Here is a 17,038-nt window from a genome sequence, read left to right on the forward strand (position 1 = left end):
CGGTCGACGTGGACGAGGCAGCGCCTGCCGCCCCGGATCCGCGCTCGGACCGGTGTATCGGCGAGCAGCGCGACCTGCGAGGCCGTGGCGCCCAGCGGCCGCCCGAGCCTCATGCCCGCGCTTGTTTCGGCAACGACCCGATCCTTTGCAGCAATCCGACGATTCGCACGCATTGTCCACCGGCCACGGCCTCGCGCAGCGCTGGACGCAGCCTTTTCGACGGCATCGACGTTCCCGCACCGTCCTCTCTACGCCACCAGCGGAGCCACGCGCATGACGGCCGATCTCTTTCGCCTCGACGGACAGGTCGCACTGGTGACCGGTGCCTCTTCCGGCATCGGTCAGGCGAGCGCCATCGAACTCGCGCGCGCCGGCGCCGACGTCGTGGTGAACTTCCACAGTTCGCAAGACGGGGCGAAAGAAACGGTGGCAGGCGTCGAGGCGCTCGGACGACGCGCCGTCGCCGTGAAGGCCGACGTCTCGCAGGAGGCGGAGATCGCGGCGCTCTTCGACGCGTGCGAGAGAGAATTCCGGTCCCCCGACATCGTCATGTCGAACGCCGGCCTGCAGCGCGATGCAGCGATCGCCGACATGACGATCGAGGACTGGAACACGGTGATCGGCGTCAATCTCACGGGCGCCTTCCTCGTCGGCAGGGAGGCGATCCGCCGGTTCCGCGCCAAGGGGATGCGCGCCGAGGTCAGCCGGGCCCTCGGCAAGCTGGTTTTCGATTCCTCGGTCCACCAGGTGATCCCCTGGGCGGGCCGGGTGAACTATGCCGCCTCCAAGGGCGGGCTCGCGCTCCTGATGCAGTCGTTGGCGCAGGAGGTCGCGAACGAGAAGATCCGCGTCAATGCCGTCGCGCCCGGGGCGATCGCGACGCGCATCAATGCCGACGAACGGCGCGACAACGAAGCGAAGATGCTGGAGCTCATCCCCTACGGGCGGATTGGCGATCCGGCGGATGTCGGCCGGGTGGTCGCCTGGATGGTGTCGGATGCAGCCGACTACCTCGTCGGCCAGACCGTGACGGTGGATGGAGGCATGACCCTCTACCCGAGCTTTCGCGGCAACGGGTGAACGCGCAGCCGGCGGCTTCTGGCGCAGGGCGCCGCTTCCCATGTAAGACGGGCGATACAGCAGGATGATCCCGCAAGCCGAAGGAGACGAGAATGGCGCTGAACGGACGGGTGGCGATCGTCACAGGGGCGGCGAAGGGCATCGGCAATGCCATCGCCCGGCGATTTGCGAGCGACGGCGCCCGCGTCATGCTGGCCGACATCGACGAGAAGGCAGGCGCCCAGGCCGTGGAAGAGCTGGCGGAGATCGGCGAGGTCGCATTCCTCAGTGCTGACGTCTCCGAGCGCCTCGACGCCCGCAACCTCCTCGCCGCGACGCTCGACCGCTTCGGCGAGGTCGACATCCTCGTCAACAACGCAGGCATCGTCCACAAGGCGGGGTTCCTGGAGCTTCAGGAGGAGGATTTCGACCGCGTTCTGCGGGTGAACCTGAAAGGCGCGTTCCTGTGCGGCCAGGCGGTCGCCCAGCACATGGTCGAGCGGGTGGAGGCCGGCGGGCCGGCGGGCACGATCATCAACATGTCGTCGATCAATGCCGAGGTCGCGATACCCGATCAGGTCGGCTACTGCGTCTCGAAGGGCGGCCTCACGCAGCTCACCAAGGTGATGGCGCTGTCGCTTGCGAAATACGGCATCCGCGTCAACGCGATCGGCCCGGGCTCGATCATGACCGACATCCTGCGCTCGGTGGCCCGCGACAAGGACGCCATGCGCGGCATTCTCGCCCGCACCCCGCTCGGACGAGTGGCCGAACCGCGGGAGATCGCCTCGATCGCGGCCTTTCTCGCCTCCGAAGATGCAAGCTACATCACGGGCGAGACGATCTTCGCCGATGGCGGCCGGCTTGCGCTGAACTACACTGTGCCGGTCGAAGACTGAGCGACGCGCCACCTCAAGACCGAATGCCCGGCAAGCGTCTGACAGCGTCACCTGAATTGGGGGGATGCCGCAAGGGCTGGGCACGCCGGGGCAAGGAAGCGCCCTGCCCCGGCGAAGGCCTGACCTATTCCAGTTCGTCGCCGTCCTCGGGCTCGGTGCGGCGCATCGAGGTCAGCTTGGCAAAGACGGCGGCCGCATCGAGTTCGTCCTCGTCCGAGCGGCTTGCCTCGGGGCGATAGTTCTGGGTCTGCGAGGCGGCGAGCAGGCGCTCCTCCTCGGCCTCCTCCGGCCGCGGGAGGTCGCGCGAGGCCTTCTCGACCTCCAGGTCGAGATCGATCTGCGAGCACAGGCCGAGCGTCACCGGGTCCATCGGCTGGAGATTGGCCGAGTTCCAGTGGTTGCGCTCGCGGATCTGCTGGATGGTGTGCTTCGTCGTGCCGACGAGCCGCGAGATCTGTGGATCCTTCAACTCCGGGTGGTTGCGCACCAGCCAGAGGATGGCGTTCGGCCGATCCTGGCGCTTGGACACCGGCGTGTAGCGCGGCCCCTTGCGCTTGGCTTCGGGCACACGAACCTTCGGCGGCGCAAGCTTGAGGCGATAATTCGTGTCCTTCTCGCCCTTGGCGATCTCCTCGCGCGTCAGCTGGCCGGTCATCACCGGATCGAGCCCCTTGATGCCCTGGGCCGAATCGCCGTCGGCGATCGCCTTCACCTCGAGCGGGTGCAGCGTGCAGAACTCCGCGATCTGGTCGAAGGACAACGCGGTGTTGTCCACCAGCCAGACGGCAGTCGCCTTCGGCATGAGAAGTTGCTGCGCCATGGATAAATGTCTCCTGATCGTCCGCCCCGGAGAGGCGGGCCGTGGGGTAAACCACATTGTCCGGGAATTGCCCCTTCTATAGGCGCTCGGCGGCGCTGAATCAAGAAAAGTGCCGGCGCAGTCGTCGGATCAGCGCCGGATGTTCACATCGAGAGGACGATCTTGCCGATGTGGTCGCGCTCGATGTGGCGGTGTGCGTCGCCGGCCTGCTCCAGCGGGTAGGTCGCCTCGATCAGCGGGCGCACACGCCCCTGAGCGACGAGCGGCCAGGCCTTCGCCTCCACCTCGCGGGCAATCGCCGCCTTCACCGCGGCGGGCCGGTTGCGCAGGGTGGAGCCCGTCACGGTCAGCCGCTTGCGCATCACGAGACCGATGTCGAGCTCGACCCTGTTGCCGGAGAGATGAGCGATCTGGACGATTCGTCCGTCTTCGGCAGCCGCGACGAGATTGCGCTGCACGTAGTCGCCGCCGACCATGTCGAGGATGAGATCGACGCCGCGTCCGTCAGTCGCGTCCCGCACCGCCGCGACAAAATCCATCCGGCGGTAGTCGAACGCCTTCGCGGCGCCCAGTCGCTCGGCCGCCGCGCACTTGGCGGCGCTCCCCGCAGTCGTGAACACGGTGGCGCCGAAGGCGCAGGCCAGCTGGATCGCCATCGTGCCGATGCCCGACGTGCCGCCATGCACGAGCACCGTCTCGCCCTCCTTCAGGCCGCCGCGCTGGAAGAGATTGTGCCAGACGGTGAAGACGGTCTCAGGCAGCGCGGCCGCGGCCACAGGATCGAGCCCCGCCGGAATGGGCAGCACGCTGCCCTCGGGTGCGGTGCAGAACTGCGCGTAGCCACCCCCGGACACCAGCGCGGTCACGAGATCGCCTTCGCGATACCGCCCCGCGTCCGTTCCACGACCCACGACGCGTCCCGCGACCTCGAGGCCCGGCCAATCGGGTGCGCCGGGCGGCGGCGGGTAGTGGCCGAGGCGCTGCAGCACGTCCGGCCGATTGACTCCGGCGGCGAGGACCTCGATCAGCACCTCGCCCGCGGTTGGCACCGGGACGGGCCGCTCCGCGAGCGTCAGCACTTCGGGCCCGCCGAATCCATCCAGCACCGCCGCCTTCATCGTCTCCTTGATCACCCTGTCCGCTCCCCGCCCGCCGGGCTGCATGCTTTACGAATTGCCAATGGATTCCATTCCGCTTTAAGCGGTACTTAAGCTTTCTGAGCGATAAAGCGATTGTCGGGCATTTGCCGGTATGGCGATGCGGGAAACCGCATCGCTCGACGCCTCCCTGTTGAGACTCCTGAGAGCCGCTCACGCGGCTCTTTTTTTGCGCCAAGCTTGCCGACAGGCAACGCAGGCTTACCGCGTCCCTCGCAAGTTGAACGAATTCGGTTAAGCTGCATTAACCAAGCGGGGTGCGGCCAGCTTGCTTTTCGGGCGGGGCGCAATCAGTTTCGGGCCTCGAACGAGTCAGCGCATCTGGCGCCCGGCTCCGTTTCGTCTCCGGCAGGCAGGGCTGTTTTCTCTCATGACGACGCAGAGCTTCGATCAGCGCGATGACGACCGCACCATCCGGCTTGCGGAGCATCTGGCCTTCTCACGATCGTTCCAGACCCTCTTCAACGAGGGTATGGCACTCGTCGACGAGACGGCAGCTTACCTCGACGGTCTCGGGCGGCTGGAAGCCAAGCGCCTCTCAAAGGCCGCGTCGACGCTGTACGCAGCCGAGTCGATGCGCCTGACGACCCGGCTGATGCAGGTCGCCTCCTGGCTTCTCCTGCAGCGCGCCGCCAACCAGGGCGACATGTCGCGCACCCAGGTCGAGGCGGAGAAGTCGAAGGTTTGTCTCGAGGGCGTCGGCAACAGCCGTGACGCGCAGTACTACACCGACCTGCCGGAGGAGTTCCGCTCGCTGGTGGAGCGCTCGATGAAGCTCGAGCGCCGGATCGCCATGCTGGACCGCGAGATCTACGGGGACGCCGCGCTCGCGGTCGACACGTCTCGCAATCCGGTGGCCGAGCAGATCGACCTTCTGCGCACCGCCATCGTGAGCTGACGTCGCGCCGCACGGCGCAATGTTCCGCTCGAATGCGGCCGCTGATGCAGTTCGTCGGCTCTTCAGACGGCTGGCGGGACGCAGCGGAGGGATCACACGTGATCGTCCAGGCCTGCATCAACGGCGCCCGCGCTTCAGATTACCATCCGAAGCTTCCCCTCACGTCTGCCGCGATGGCCGAGGACGCGGCCGCCTGCGTTGCAGCCGGCGCCGCCGAACTCCATCTCCACGCGCGGCGCGGCGGGCGTGAGAGCCTGCGCGCGGTCAGCGAGACCGTCCGCGCAGTGCGCGCCGCATGCCCCGGCACGCTGATCGGGGCGTCCACCGGCGCTTGGATCGAGGGCTCGCCCCAGGCGACGCTCGATGCGATCGACGGCTGGACCGATCTGCCGGACCACGCCTCGGTCAATCTTTCGGAACCGGACGCCCCGGCTGTCATGGCGCGGCTGCGCGACAAGGGTGTCGCCATCGAGGCGGGTCTGGCGAGCGTCGCCGATGCCCGGCGGCTCGCCAGCCTGCAGCCGCCCATGCATCCGCTGCGGGTGCTCGTGGAGCTCGAGGAGCAGGATGCCGCCACCGCGCTCGCCGCCGCGGATGCGATCCTCGATGTGCTCGCCGAAGCCGGCCTGCGCCGGCCGATCCTGCTCCACGGCTTCGACGCGACGGTCTGGCCCCTGGCAAGGCATGCCTTCCAGCGCGGCTTGTCGACGCGAGTGGGGCTCGAGGACGGGCAGCACCTTCAGGACGGCTCGGTGGCGCCGGACAATGCCGCGATCCTGCGGGCCGCGATGGCGTTGCGCGCCGAGGTTCTCGAACGCCGGCCGTGACGCCCGCTCTCAAATGTCCGGCCGACCGGACAGACCGATCCACGCCCGCCCCGGCCTCCTTCAAGATTTGGTTGCAAACGTGCCACCGGATCGGCAACAAATAAAGACTTGCGAACTATCTGCCGTCATCCATTTACAGTCAGGCACTGGGGGAGCCGAACGCAATGGATAAGCTGGTCGCCTCGGTTTCGCTTGCGGCGCTCGCCGCGTTCCTCTTCGTGATCCTGGGTCCGGCGCGCGAGCCGGATCTGGTGCTGATCGTCGGCCTTGTGGCCCTGATGGCCAGCTACGATCTCTTCCTTGCCCTGGCGGGCCGTCGTCGCCGGTAGGGCACCACGGCAACAAAAAACCCGGCACGAGGGCCGGGTTCGTTGCGTCGGCGCGAGGCCAGGCTCAGATGCCGAGGCCCTCGTACTTCTTCTTGAAGCGCGAGACGCGACCGCCGCGGTCCATCAGCTGCTGGTTGCCGCCGGTCCAGGCCGGGTGGCTCGTCGGATCGATGTCGAGGTTCAGCGTGTCACCCTCGCTGCCCCAGGTGGAGCGCGTCTGGTAGCTGCTGCCATTGGTCATCACGACGGTGATGGTGTGGTAGTCGGGATGAATGCTCTTCTTCATCGTCTCACGTCCTGTTCGAGCGCTGTCCGGTCAAGCCCGAGCCTGCGACCAAGCCGCCCACGATGCCGGATTGTGATGGATTGGAAAGCGCGAACGCTTTCAAAACTGGGGTCGAGCCTATACATCACCGCCCAGGACGGCACAAGGGGCGGCACGAGATCGACCCGGGGGAGACGGACAGGGTGCAGGCTGCGGACACCAGACGCCGGCGGACGTTGAGGCCGCTCTCCAATCTCGGACCCTATCTGCTGCGCTACAAGGGGCTGATCGCCGGGGCCCTCGTCTTCCTGACGCTCGCGGCGGTGACCACGCTGTCGCTGCCGCTCGCCGTGCGTCGGGTGATCGACCACGGGTTCGAGCGCTCCGACACCACCTTCATCGACACCTACTTCGCCATGCTGGTGGTGCTCGCCGGCGTATTGGCCATCGCCAGCGCCGGACGCTACTACTTCGTCATCACCCTCGGCGAGCGGGTCGTCGCCGACCTGCGGACGGACGTGTTCCGGCATCTCACCCGTCTCTCGCCGGCCTTCTACGACCAAGCCCTGTCCGGCGAACTCGTCTCGCGCCTCACGGCCGACACGACGCAGATCAAGTCGGCGGTCGGAGCGACCGCGTCGGTCGCGCTGCGCAACGTCATCCTCGCCTTTGGTGCGGTCGCCATGATGGCCGTCACCAGTCCCGGCCTGTCGCTCATCGTCGTCGGGGCGATTCCGGTGATCGTGCTGCCGCTCGTCGCCTTCGGGCGCAACGTCCGCCGACGCTCGCGGCTTGCGCAGGACACGCTGGCCGAGGCGACGGCCTATGCGAGCGAGGCGATCGGCGCACTCCGCACCGTTCAGGCCTTCACCGGCGAAGCCGCGGCGGCCGGCCGCTTCGCCACGGCGGTCGATGGCGCCTTCGGCGCAGCGCGGGCGTCCATCGTCGCGCGCTCGGCGCTGACGGCGTTTGCGATCTTCATGATCTTCGCCTCGATCGTCGTGGTCTTGTGGATCGGCGCGCAGCAGGTGGTGGCGGGCTCGGTCTCGCCCGGAACGCTCGGCCAGTTCATGCTCTACTCGGTCTTCGCGGCCGGCTCCTTCGGCGCGCTCTCCGAGGTCTGGAGCGAGCTTTCGCAGGCGTCCGGGGCGGCCGAGCGGCTCGGCGAGCTGCTGGCGGAAGTTCCGAGCGTGGCGGCGCCCGTCCACCCGCAGGCGCTACCGGTTCCCGCTCGCGGGGCTCTGCGCTTTGCCGACGTGTCCTTCAGCTATCCGAGCCGGCCTGACCGCTCCGCGCTCTACGATCTCGACTTCGAGGTGAGGCCCGGAGAGACGGTCGCACTGGTCGGCCCCTCCGGCGCCGGGAAGTCGACCGTCTTCGCGCTGATCGAGCGCTTCTACGACCCGGTCGCAGGCCGCATCCTCGTCGACGGCGTGGACGTGCGCGACGCCGACCTCGTCGCGCTGCGCCAGCGTGTCGCCCTCGTGCCGCAGGAGGTGACGGTCTTCGCCGGCAGCGTCGCCGACAACATCGCTTTCGGCGATCCCGCGGCAAGCCGCGAGCAGATCGTCGCGGCCGCCCGGGCGGCGCGGGTGGACGCCTTCGTCAGCGACCTGCCCGAGGGCTACGACACGCAGATCGGCGAGCGCGGCGTGACGCTGTCGGGCGGCCAGCGCCAGCGCATCGCGATCGCCCGCGCCATCCTGCGCGACGCGCCGATTCTGCTGCTCGACGAAGCAACCTCCGCCCTCGATGCCGAGAGCGAGATCCTCGTCCAGCAGGCGCTGGAGACGCTGATGCAGGGCCGCACGACGCTGGTCATCGCCCACCGCCTTGCGACGGTGCTCAAGGCCGACCGCATCCTCGTGCTCAGCGAGGGCCGGATCGTGGAGGACGGAACGCACGCGACCCTGCTCGCGCGCAACGGGCTCTACTCGCGTCTCGCGCGGCTGCAGTTCGAAGCCGGCAGCCGCGGCCTCGTCAGCGCGGCGGAGTAGCGAAGCCGGCACCGGCAGCAGCGGCTGTCGGTGCCTCTCGCGTCCCTCCCGCTCAGACGGTGCCGTAGACGATCGTGCCGAGGCTCGATCCGTTGCCCCAGCACTGAACGATCTCGTCCCGGTCGTCGCCGCGAAAATTACCGGTCAGCCAGGCGACGGCGCCTGGGCCCTCGCCCATGTCACCCGTCGCCCACAGCGTCTTCATGCCGCTGCCGCCGTCACTGCCGTACAGGATCATGCCGAGGCTCGACCCGTTGCCCCAGCATTGCACGATCTCCGACTTCGCGTCGCCGCGGAAGTTGCCGACGAGCCAGGCGACGGCGCCCGGCCCCTGCCCCATGTCGCCGGTCGCCCATAGGGTCTTCATGCCGTTGCCGCCGTCGCTGCCGTAGACGATCATGCCGAGACGGGAGCCGTTGCCCCAGCACTGCACGATCTCCTTGCGCCCGTCCCCGACGAAGTCGCCGACAAGCCAGGCGACCGCGCCGGGGCCCTGTCCCATGTCGCCGGTCGCCCACAGCGTCGTCAGGCCGGAGCCGCCGTCGAAGCCGTAGACGATCATGCCGAGACGGGAGCCGTTGCCCCAGCACTGCGCGATCTCGTCCCGGCCGTCGCCGTTGAAGTCGCCGACCAGCCACGACACCGCGCCTGGCCCCTGCCCCATGTCGTCCGTCCCCCAGAGCGTCCTCAGGCCGCTGCCGCCGTCGCTGCCATAGAGGATCATGCCGAGGCTGGAATGGTGGGCCCAGCATTGCACGATCTGGTCCTTGCCGTTGCCGAGGAACTTGCCGACGAGCCAGGCCACGGCGCCGGGTCCCTGCCCCATGTCGTCGGTCGACCAGAGCGTCTTCAGGCCGCTCTGGCCGTCGGTGCCATAGACGATCATCCCGAGGCTCGAATGGTTGGCCCAGCACTGGACCACCTCCTTGCGCTCGTCGCCGATGAAGTTGCCGGTCAACCAGGCGACCGCGCCGGGGCCCTGCCCCATGTCGCCCGTCGCCCACAGCGTCTTCAGGCCGCTGCCGCCGTCATTGCCGTAGACGATCATGCCGAGGCTGGAGTGATTGGCCCAACCCTGGACGATCTCGGTCCGGCCGGTCGAGACGACGTTGCCGGCAAGCCAGGCGACCGCGCCGGGCCCCTGCCCCATGTCTTCCGTGTGCTGGAGGACGATCATCTGGTCGCCGTAGAGGACGCCCGAGGCCGGGGTCACCCAGTCTCGTCCGCCCGGGCCATTGGGACCATCGCCATGCTTGATGTCGTCCGGATACTTGTCGAACAGCCGCGCTGCCCAGTCGGTGAGCTTCACGAACGACCAGTCGAGCGACGACAGGTTGCTGCCGTCGAAGTAGGTCGCGCTGTCCATCGTGTTGTCCTGGCTGTCGCCGAGCCGGCCGCGGAAGCTCGCCCACACCTGGTCGCCGATCGGCTGACCCGACCCGTCGAGGCCGAGCAACTTGAAGTCCGCCGTCTTGTAGGGTCGCCAGGAGGGGCCGCTGCCGCTGAGCGCGGAGATGATCGCAACCGAGCCCGGCTGCTCGAACTCGGTCACGCGGTCGCCGCTGACGAGGCGGTTCTGCGAGGAGTGTCCGTTCAGCGCGACGTTGACGACGGGATGCGTGCCGTCCTCCCAGGCGACGCGCTGGGTCGGATAGAAGTGCATGTCGCCATGCGCCTCGTAGCCGACCTGCAGGACGTCGTAGCCCCCGCCGCTCTTCGGCACGAGCCGGACGACGACGTGCTCGAGATCGCCCTGATGCATGCCGAGCGTCTTGACGATGCAGTTGAACTCTGTGCCGGCGCGCAGCGCGCGGCAGGTCTGCCCGCCCTGGAAGGCGTAGAGGACGAGGTAGTGCAGCTCCACCGCGTCCTGATACTCGCGTACGGCGTAGTAGATCGGCGCGTGCGCCAGATCGCCCGCGAACTGGGACGCGGCGATGCTGACGTAATAATTGTCGGCGGGATGCGCCGCGAGATCGGCCTGGCTGGGCGAAGGCTGCGAGAAGCCCGGGTCGTTTCGATCCTTCAGCACGCTGCCTTGCAGCAGATGCTCGATGCCGCAGGGGAAATAGCCTTCGTTGTCGTGAAAGTAGAAGGCGGGGCAGTAAGTCTTGACCGTGTCTATACCGATCGTCATGCGTCGCTCCTCCCTCGGGCTCGCACAGCCCGAAGGGCTGCGGTGCCGAGGCGCTGCAGTCAGGGTGAATGGATGTTGGAAGACACGAAGCCGTACCCCCGCAGCGTCGCGGGAGCGAAAGACCTCAAAGATTTGGGAAGCGGGTGGGAAAGCTTTACAAGGGCAATACTAGGAACGGCGGACGTGGTTGTCAATCGACTTGGATGCTACCGCGCGTTGACAGCTGGCCCTGATCGCCTGATCAATATTACTTGGTAACAACTTGTTTCGGCAGACTTTCCGCCGAAGAGCAGCCGTTTCCAAGTCGAATGCTTGCCCGCCGCGACCGTCTGACGCCCCCACGAGGCCGCTGGCTCGGAGACGCTCGTCCGAGCCCGAAACGGGCCGGGGCGCATCCTGATTTCCCGGAGCGTGCGCCGAGCGCAAATCCAATTGCCTCCGCCCGGCATCTGCAGACGATCCTTCGTCGCCTTGGGCATCCCGAGACGTCACACTCGGCGGATCAACGGAGTCCCCTCATGTCCAGTATCGCCAGCGCGCCACCGCGCGTTCCCACACCCGCCGTTCTCGGCACACCCGGCCTTTTGGCGGCTGCCCTGCTCGTTCTCGGCGCGCTCACCCTCGGCGTCGCCGAAGGAATGCCGCAGGCGGCGCTCTTCCTGATCGGCGGCGGGTTTGGCATTGCGCTCTATCATGCCGCCTTCGGCTTCACCTCCGCCTGGCGGGTCTTCATCCTCGACGGGCGCGGGCGCGGGCTGCGCGTCCAGATGATCCTGCTTGCGCTGGCGGTCGTCCTCTTCTTCCCCGCCCTCGCCTCCGGTTCGCTCTTCGGCCACCCCGTCGCCGGCTTCGTCTCACCGATTGGCCTGTCGGTCGTGGCTGGCGCCTTCATGTTCGGGCTCGGCATGCAGCTCGGCGGCGGCTGCGCCTCCGGCACACTCTTTACCGCAGGCGGCGGCAATGCCCGCATGCTGGTGACGCTGGCCTTCTTCATCCTCGGCTCGCTCCTCGCCACCATCAACTTCGACTGGTGGACGAGCCTGCCGGCGCTGCTGCCCTATTCGCTCGTCTCGCTCGGGGCGCCCGCCGGCATCGCGGTGTCGCTGGCGATCTTCGCGGCGATCGCCGGGCTAACGGTCCTCGTGGAGAAGCGGCGCAACGGCAAGCTCGAGCAGGCGCCCGTCGCGCCGCGGCAGGGCCCGGCGCGCTGGCTGCGCGGTCCGTGGCCGCTCGTCGCGGGTGCGATCGCCCTCGTCCTCCTGAACTTTGCGACGCTCGCGATCGCCGGGCGGCCCTGGGGCATCACGTCCGCCTTTGCGCTGTGGGGTGCCAAGATCGCACAGCTCGTCGGCGTCGATCCCACCGCCTGGGCCTACTGGCAGGCGCCGGCCAACGCCAAGGCGCTGCAGGCGAGCGTCTTCGCCGACGTCACCTCGGTGATGGACTTCGGCATCGTCGCAGGCGCCATGCTGGCCTCCTCGCTGGCCGGCAATTTCGCGCCCAGCCTTCGCATTCCGCTGCGCTCGGTTGTCGCCGCCGCCATCGGCGGCCTGCTTCTCGGCTATGGCGCCCGCATCGCCTATGGCTGCAACATCGGTGCGTACTTCTCGGGGATCGCCTCCGGCAGCCTGCACGGCTGGCTGTGGGCCGTCGCGGCCTTTGCCGGCAACATCATCGGCGTCGGCATGCGACCGTTCTTCTTCCGTGAGAGACGCACGGCTGTGGCCCGGTCGGACGGCGCCTGAGCGCGGCGACGGGCGAGGCGCGCGGGGGTCGGCCTCAGGCGACCGCGGCGACCTCGCCTTCCGGCCACTGCGCGGACAGGAGCTGCAGGAGGTCGGCGTCGGCCATCGGCTTGGCGTAGCGGTAGCCCTGCACCTCGTCGAGCCCCTCCAGCCGGGCGAAGAGCTCGTGCTGCTCGGTCTCGACGCCTTCCAGCACGGTGTCCATGCGCAACGTGCTCGCCAGCCGCACCATGGTGCGCACGATCTCGGCCGTCTCGGCATTGGCGAGCTCGGTGGTGAAGGACCGGTCGATCTTCAGCCGGTCGAAGCGGAAGCGGCGCAGCGTGCTGAGGCTCGAGAAGCCGGTGCCGAAATCGTCCATCGTGATCTTCACGCCGAGCGCACGCAGTTCGTCCATCGTCCGCTGAACCATCGGGCTCGGCTCGAGCAGGAGCGACTCGGTCACCTCGAGGTCGAGCCGCCCGGGTGCGAGACCCGTTTCGGCGAGCACCCCGGAGACGAGACTCGCGAGATTGCCGTCCTCGAACTGCAGCGGCGAGAGGTTGACCGCCACACCCACCGGCGCGGGCCAGAGCGCGGCCGTCTCGCAGGCCTTGTGCAGAACGGCACGGCCGAGGGCGACGATCAGGCCGTTGCGTTCGGCGAGCCTGATGAACTCGTTCGGATAGACCAGCCCGCGGGTCGGATGACGCCAGCGGCAGAGGGCCTCGACGCTGCTCACCCGGCCGGTGCGGGTGGAGAACAGCGGCTGATAGTGCAGCTCGAGATCGCCACGCTCCAGGCCCTTGCGCAGGTCGACCGCCAACTCGGCGTCGGCATCCTTGGCGCGCCGCATGTCCGGCTGGAAGGGACGGAAGGAGCCGGTGCCGCTGCTCTTGGCGACGTAGAGCGCGAGGTCGGCGGACAGAAGCACGTCCGACCAGTTGCCCCCGTCGACGCCGATACGAGCCGCGCCGACGCTGACGCCAGGCTTCAGGAAGGCGTTCTGCAGATCCATCGGGCTGCCGATCGAGGCGATGAGCGCCTCGCCGAAATCCTCGGGGCGCTCGCCCGCCTCGGGAAAGCGGACGACGACGAACTCGTCGCCGCCGAGTCGCACGGGAATGTCTTCGCTGCGGCAGAGCCTCTGGATGCGGCGAGCGACTTCCGCCAGCACGAGATCGCCGGCGCGGTGCCCGAGCGTGTCGTTGATCTGCTTGAACTTGTCGAGATCGAGCATGTAGACCAGCGCGCCGCGCGCGTGCCACTCGCGGCTGGCGATCCCCTGCTCGAGCGAGCGGATGAGGTGGCTGCGGTTCGACAGCCGGGTGAGTTCGTCGAGCCGCGCCCGGTCGCGCAGCTGCGCCTCAAGCTGGCCGAGCTGCTGCAGGCGCTCGTCGTTGACGTGCCGCTGCCGGCCGAACTGCAGGAACACGTAACCGAGGATGAACGGCGCCACCAGCGCCAGCACGTGCATCGTCGTCGAGGTGAAGACGTGCACGGGGTCCGCCTGCAGATGCAGCCAGTGGCGCACCTGCATGTCGATCAGAAAACCGGAGACGCAGAACAGCGCCCCCAAGGCCGCACCGCCGGCGGCGTAGAGGAGTCCTGGTCGTGTCGAGGCGAGGCGATCCTGAAGTGAAAAGGACATCCAACCGGCCGCTCGGAGCAATACGGCTCGCAGACTAAGCCGGATTCCTTAACGGATCGCGTGTCCGACGCCCGGCTTTTGCGGTCGTGTCGGCAAGACTGCGCTGCGAACGCCGGAGCCTCTTGAGCCGGACCCGCGCCCCGCCGTTCAGGCGCCCGTCGACCCGCCGGACAGCGGCGCAGCTCTCCGCCGCGCGCTCAGCGCTCGGTCAGCTTCAGCTCGATGCGCCGGTTGCGGGCGCGCGCTTCCACCGTGTCGCCGGTGTCGAGCGGCTGCTCGTCGCCGAAGCCGGTCGCGGCCAGCCGATCAGCGGGCACGCCCTGCGCGATCAGAAAGCGCACCACCGAGGCCGCGCGGCTCGCCGACAGGTCCCAGTTGTCGATGAAGCGGTTGCTCGACACCGGAATGTTGTCGGTGTGGCCATCGACGCGGATGATCCAGTTGATGTCGGACGGGATCTCGCGCGCCAGTTCCTTGATCGCGTCGGCGAGCTTGATCATCTCGTCCTGACCGGCCTGCTGCAGGGTGTCCGAGCCGGAGGGGAACAGCACTTCGGACTGGAAGACGAAGCGATCGCCGACGATGCGGATGTTCTCCCGGTCCGAGAGGATCTCGCGCAGCCGCCCGAAGAAGTCGGAGCGATAGCGCGACAGCTCCTGCACGCGCTGCGCCAGCGCCACGTTGAGCTGGCGGCCGAGATCAGCGATCTTGACCTGGCTCTCCTGGTCCCGGGTTTCCGAGACGTCGAGTGCGCTTTCGAGCGCGGCGAGCTGCTGCCGCAGGGCGGCGAGCTGCTGGTTGAGGAGTTCGACCTGGGCCTGCGCGCGCTGCGAGATCTGCTTCTCGCTGTCCAGCTGCCCGGCCAGGCTGTCGGCGCGCTGGGTCGCCGCGGCGGTCGAGCCGCTGCCGGAGTCGAGGGCCCGCTGCAGGCGCGAGCGCGCGTCTTCGGCCCCGGCGAGCGAGGCCTGCAGCCGGGCGATCTGGTCCTCCTGGTCCTGCGCACTGCTGCGCTCCAGCGCCAGCAGCTGCGTCAGCTCGTTGATCTGGCTGTTCAGACGCTCGAGCACGGCATCACGGCCGGTGATCTCGCGTGACAGGAGAAACTGCGCCAGCACGAACACCGACAGGAGAAACATGATGGCCAGAAGCAGCGTCGACAGCGCGTCGACGAAGCCCGGCCAGTAGTCGATCTGCCGCTCGCCGCGGCGGTTGCGCGACAACGCCATGGATCAGCTTCCGCTCTCTTTGCCGATGGCGCTGGACAGCCGGTCGAGCACGCCGCGCAACTCGCGTTGCTCGGCCGCCTGTGCCTCGACGAAGTCGCGCAGCATCTGCTGCTCGGAGCGCATGTGCTGGACGAGGCCCTGGATGCTCTCCGCCAGGCTCGCCATCGCCGCACTCGTGCGCGGGCTCGAGCCCTGCTCGGCAACCAGTCGGTTCAGCTTTTCCGACAGGACGCGCATCTCCTCGCTGCCGTTCGGCGGCACGACGGCGGCCGGCAGGGCATCGGTGTCGACGTCCGTTACCGAGGAGAGCCAGTTCTCGAGCTCGGTGTAGAAACGGTTCTGGGCGCGTCCCAGCTGCAGGTCGAGGAAGCCGAGGACGAGCGAGCCGGACAGACCGAAGAGCGAGGACGAGAACGCGGTGCCCATGCCCGACAGCGGCGCGGCAAGACCTGCCTTGAGGGCGCTGAGGATGCTGTTGGTGTCGCCGCCGGCCGGGTTCAGCCCCTGGATCGTGTCGCCGATCGAGCCGATGGTGCGCAACAGGCCCCAGAAGGTGCCGAGCAGGCCGAGGAAGACCAGAAGCCCGATGAGATAGCGCGAGATGTCGCGCGTCTCGTCGAGCCGGGTGGCGATCGAATCGAGGATCGAGCGGAACGAGAGCGTCGACAGCGCCAGGCCTCGCCGGCGCCCGATGAGGCCGCGCATCGGCGCCAGCAGCACCGGCGCGCGCATCGTCTCGAAGTCGCCCTCGCCGCTGCGATAGGCGTTGACCCAGCGCACCTCGCGGCTCAGCCGCACCACCTGGATCAGCGCCAGGACCGCGCCCACCGTGAGGACGCCGATGATCAGGCCGTTGAGGCCGGGGTTGGTCGAGAAGGCGGTGCGGATCTGGTTGCCGAGGATCGCGGCGACGAAGCCGGCGAGCGCCAGAAAGACCAGCATCGACCACAGGAAGACGAGCGGGCTCGAAAGGTGGCCGGTGTCGACCCCGTCGATGCGCGTTCGGTTGTCTGGCGGCGAACTGAAAACCTGCATCGCGCTTCCGAAAACTCTTCCTCGGGGGCCTTGCCTCCCGCGGAACGTAGAGCCTTCCATGCCACCATGAAAGGCTTCAGGTCATGACCTAGTGCATCGCGGCCGGATGCGAAAGCGTGCGGAGCGACCTGCGATGCCGCTGCCGGCCTCGCTCGGCGGCGGCGATCGGCCTCAGCTCCTGCGGGCCGCCTCGGCCTTTTTCAGCTGATCGACGAGCGCCTTGTGCAGGGGCTCGTTGCCGCAGGCGATCTCGCCGGCCATGTGGTCGAACTTGCTGCCATCGGTCAGCGTCACGAAGCCGCCGGCCTCGCGCACGAGGAGCGAGCCCGCCGCCAGATCCCACGGCAGCAGATCGCGCTCCCAGAAGCCGTCGAGCCGCCCGGCCGCCACATAGGCGAGGTCGAGCGCCGCAGCGCCCATGCGCCGAACGCCGGCGCTCTCGCCCATGACCTGCCGGATCTCGTAAAGGAAACGGGCGTGATCGCCCTTGCCGAGGAACGGGATCCCGGTGCCGAACAGCGCCTCCGGCAGGCTCTTGCGCGAAGCGACGCGGATGCGCCGGTCGTTCAGGAAGGCGCCGCCGCCCTTCTCGGCCGTGTAGAGCTCGTCCATCGCGGGGTTGAACACCACGCCGGCGACGATCTCGCCGTCCCGCTCCAGCGCGATCGAGATCGCGAAGACCGGGATGCCGTGCAGGAAGTTGGTGGTGCCGTCGAGCGGGTCGACGATCCAGCGGTGGCGCTCGTCCGCGCCGGTCACCTCCCCGCGCTCCTCCATCAGGAGGCCCCAGTCGGGCCGGGAGCGGGTGAGCTCCTGGAACACGATTTCCTCGGCCTTGCGGTCGGCATTGGAGACGAAGTCGGCCGGGCCCTTCATCGAGACCTGCAGGTTCTGCACCTCGCCGAAATCGCGCGTCAGCGAGCGGCCGGCCTTCATGGCGGCCTGCGTCATGACGTTCAGGAGGGCGGAGCGGGGCATGGCAGTGGTCTCTCGGGTTCGGGAGCCGGCGGCCGG

Annotated in this window: 15 protein-coding genes; 7 read left to right on the forward strand and 8 right to left on the reverse strand. The window is 68.3% G+C overall.

Annotated features, from left to right (window positions below):
- The first annotated feature begins 273 nt into the window (after positions 1-273).
- A complete protein-coding gene (locus tag NPA30_RS13725; RefSeq protein WP_256803293.1) occupies positions 274-1,080 on the forward strand; it encodes an SDR family oxidoreductase in 807 nt (268 codons plus the stop codon).
- Between the two features lie 92 nt (positions 1,081-1,172).
- Complete coding sequence (locus NPA30_RS13730) at positions 1,173-1,958, forward strand: SDR family NAD(P)-dependent oxidoreductase (protein ID WP_256803294.1); 786 nt, start codon at positions 1,173-1,175, stop codon at positions 1,956-1,958.
- 124 nt (positions 1,959-2,082) lie between these two features.
- On the opposite strand, the gene NPA30_RS13735 is transcribed toward NPA30_RS13730, so the two are convergent.
- Positions 2,083-2,778 (reverse strand): DUF1013 domain-containing protein, encoded by a 696-nt coding sequence (locus tag NPA30_RS13735; RefSeq protein ID WP_256803295.1) that lies wholly within the window; start codon positions 2,776-2,778, stop codon positions 2,083-2,085.
- A gap of 143 nt (positions 2,779-2,921) precedes the next feature.
- Positions 2,922-3,896, reverse strand: coding sequence for an NAD(P)H-quinone oxidoreductase (locus NPA30_RS13740; protein ID WP_256803602.1), 975 nt, complete (start codon positions 3,894-3,896; stop codon positions 2,922-2,924).
- Between the two features lie 409 nt (positions 3,897-4,305).
- On the opposite strand from NPA30_RS13740, the gene rcdA reads away from it, so the two are divergent.
- From rcdA to NPA30_RS13755, 3 genes are all read left to right on the forward strand, one after another.
- A complete protein-coding gene (gene rcdA / locus NPA30_RS13745; RefSeq protein ID WP_256803296.1) occupies positions 4,306-4,833 on the forward strand; it encodes a protease adaptor protein RcdA in 528 nt (175 codons plus the stop codon).
- 98 nt (positions 4,834-4,931) lie between these two features.
- On the forward strand, positions 4,932-5,660 hold the full coding sequence (locus NPA30_RS13750; protein WP_256803298.1) for a 3-keto-5-aminohexanoate cleavage protein: 729 nt from the start codon (positions 4,932-4,934) through the stop codon (positions 5,658-5,660).
- A 164-nt stretch (positions 5,661-5,824) separates the two neighbouring features.
- Complete coding sequence (locus NPA30_RS13755; RefSeq protein ID WP_256803299.1) at positions 5,825-5,989, forward strand: hypothetical protein; 165 nt, start codon at positions 5,825-5,827, stop codon at positions 5,987-5,989.
- A 64-nt stretch (positions 5,990-6,053) separates the two neighbouring features.
- Here NPA30_RS13755 and rpmE read toward each other — a convergent pair whose 3' ends face one another.
- The gene (gene rpmE / locus NPA30_RS13760; protein WP_256803300.1) at positions 6,054-6,275 is read right to left on the reverse strand and encodes a 50S ribosomal protein L31; all 222 of its coding nucleotides are present in this window, start codon (positions 6,273-6,275) and stop codon (positions 6,054-6,056) included.
- A 62-nt stretch (positions 6,276-6,337) separates the two neighbouring features.
- Between rpmE and NPA30_RS13765 the strand changes: the two genes are divergently transcribed.
- Positions 6,338-8,251: an ABC transporter transmembrane domain-containing protein gene (locus tag NPA30_RS13765; RefSeq protein WP_256803301.1), complete on the forward strand. Its 1,914-nt coding sequence runs from the start codon at positions 6,338-6,340 to the stop codon at positions 8,249-8,251.
- 52 nt (positions 8,252-8,303) lie between these two features.
- Here NPA30_RS13765 and NPA30_RS13770 read toward each other — a convergent pair whose 3' ends face one another.
- Positions 8,304-10,388, reverse strand: coding sequence for an FG-GAP repeat domain-containing protein (locus NPA30_RS13770; RefSeq protein WP_256803302.1), 2,085 nt, complete (start codon positions 10,386-10,388; stop codon positions 8,304-8,306).
- Positions 10,389-10,906: 518 nt separating this feature from the next.
- Here NPA30_RS13770 and NPA30_RS13775 point away from each other — a divergent pair.
- Positions 10,907-12,133, forward strand: coding sequence for a YeeE/YedE family protein (locus tag NPA30_RS13775; protein WP_256803303.1), 1,227 nt, complete (start codon positions 10,907-10,909; stop codon positions 12,131-12,133).
- 34 nt (positions 12,134-12,167) lie between these two features.
- Here NPA30_RS13775 and NPA30_RS13780 read toward each other — a convergent pair whose 3' ends face one another.
- The 4 genes from NPA30_RS13780 to NPA30_RS13795 form a co-directional block, all read right to left on the reverse strand.
- On the reverse strand, positions 12,168-13,763 hold the full coding sequence (locus NPA30_RS13780) for a putative bifunctional diguanylate cyclase/phosphodiesterase (RefSeq protein ID WP_256803304.1): 1,596 nt from the start codon (positions 13,761-13,763) through the stop codon (positions 12,168-12,170).
- A 197-nt stretch (positions 13,764-13,960) separates the two neighbouring features.
- Positions 13,961-14,989: a peptidoglycan -binding protein gene (locus NPA30_RS13785; RefSeq protein WP_256803305.1), complete on the reverse strand. Its 1,029-nt coding sequence runs from the start codon at positions 14,987-14,989 to the stop codon at positions 13,961-13,963.
- Between the two features lie 3 nt (positions 14,990-14,992).
- The gene (locus NPA30_RS13790) at positions 14,993-16,024 is read right to left on the reverse strand and encodes a flagellar motor protein MotA (protein ID WP_256803306.1); all 1,032 of its coding nucleotides are present in this window, start codon (positions 16,022-16,024) and stop codon (positions 14,993-14,995) included.
- Between the two features lie 171 nt (positions 16,025-16,195).
- Positions 16,196-17,002: an inositol monophosphatase family protein gene (locus NPA30_RS13795; protein ID WP_256803307.1), complete on the reverse strand. Its 807-nt coding sequence runs from the start codon at positions 17,000-17,002 to the stop codon at positions 16,196-16,198.
- Positions 17,003-17,038: the final 36 nt, after the last annotated feature.

Source organism: Mangrovibrevibacter kandeliae, assembly GCF_024519155.1.
GTDB lineage: Bacteria > Pseudomonadota > Alphaproteobacteria > Rhizobiales > Rhizobiaceae > Mangrovibrevibacter > Mangrovibrevibacter kandeliae.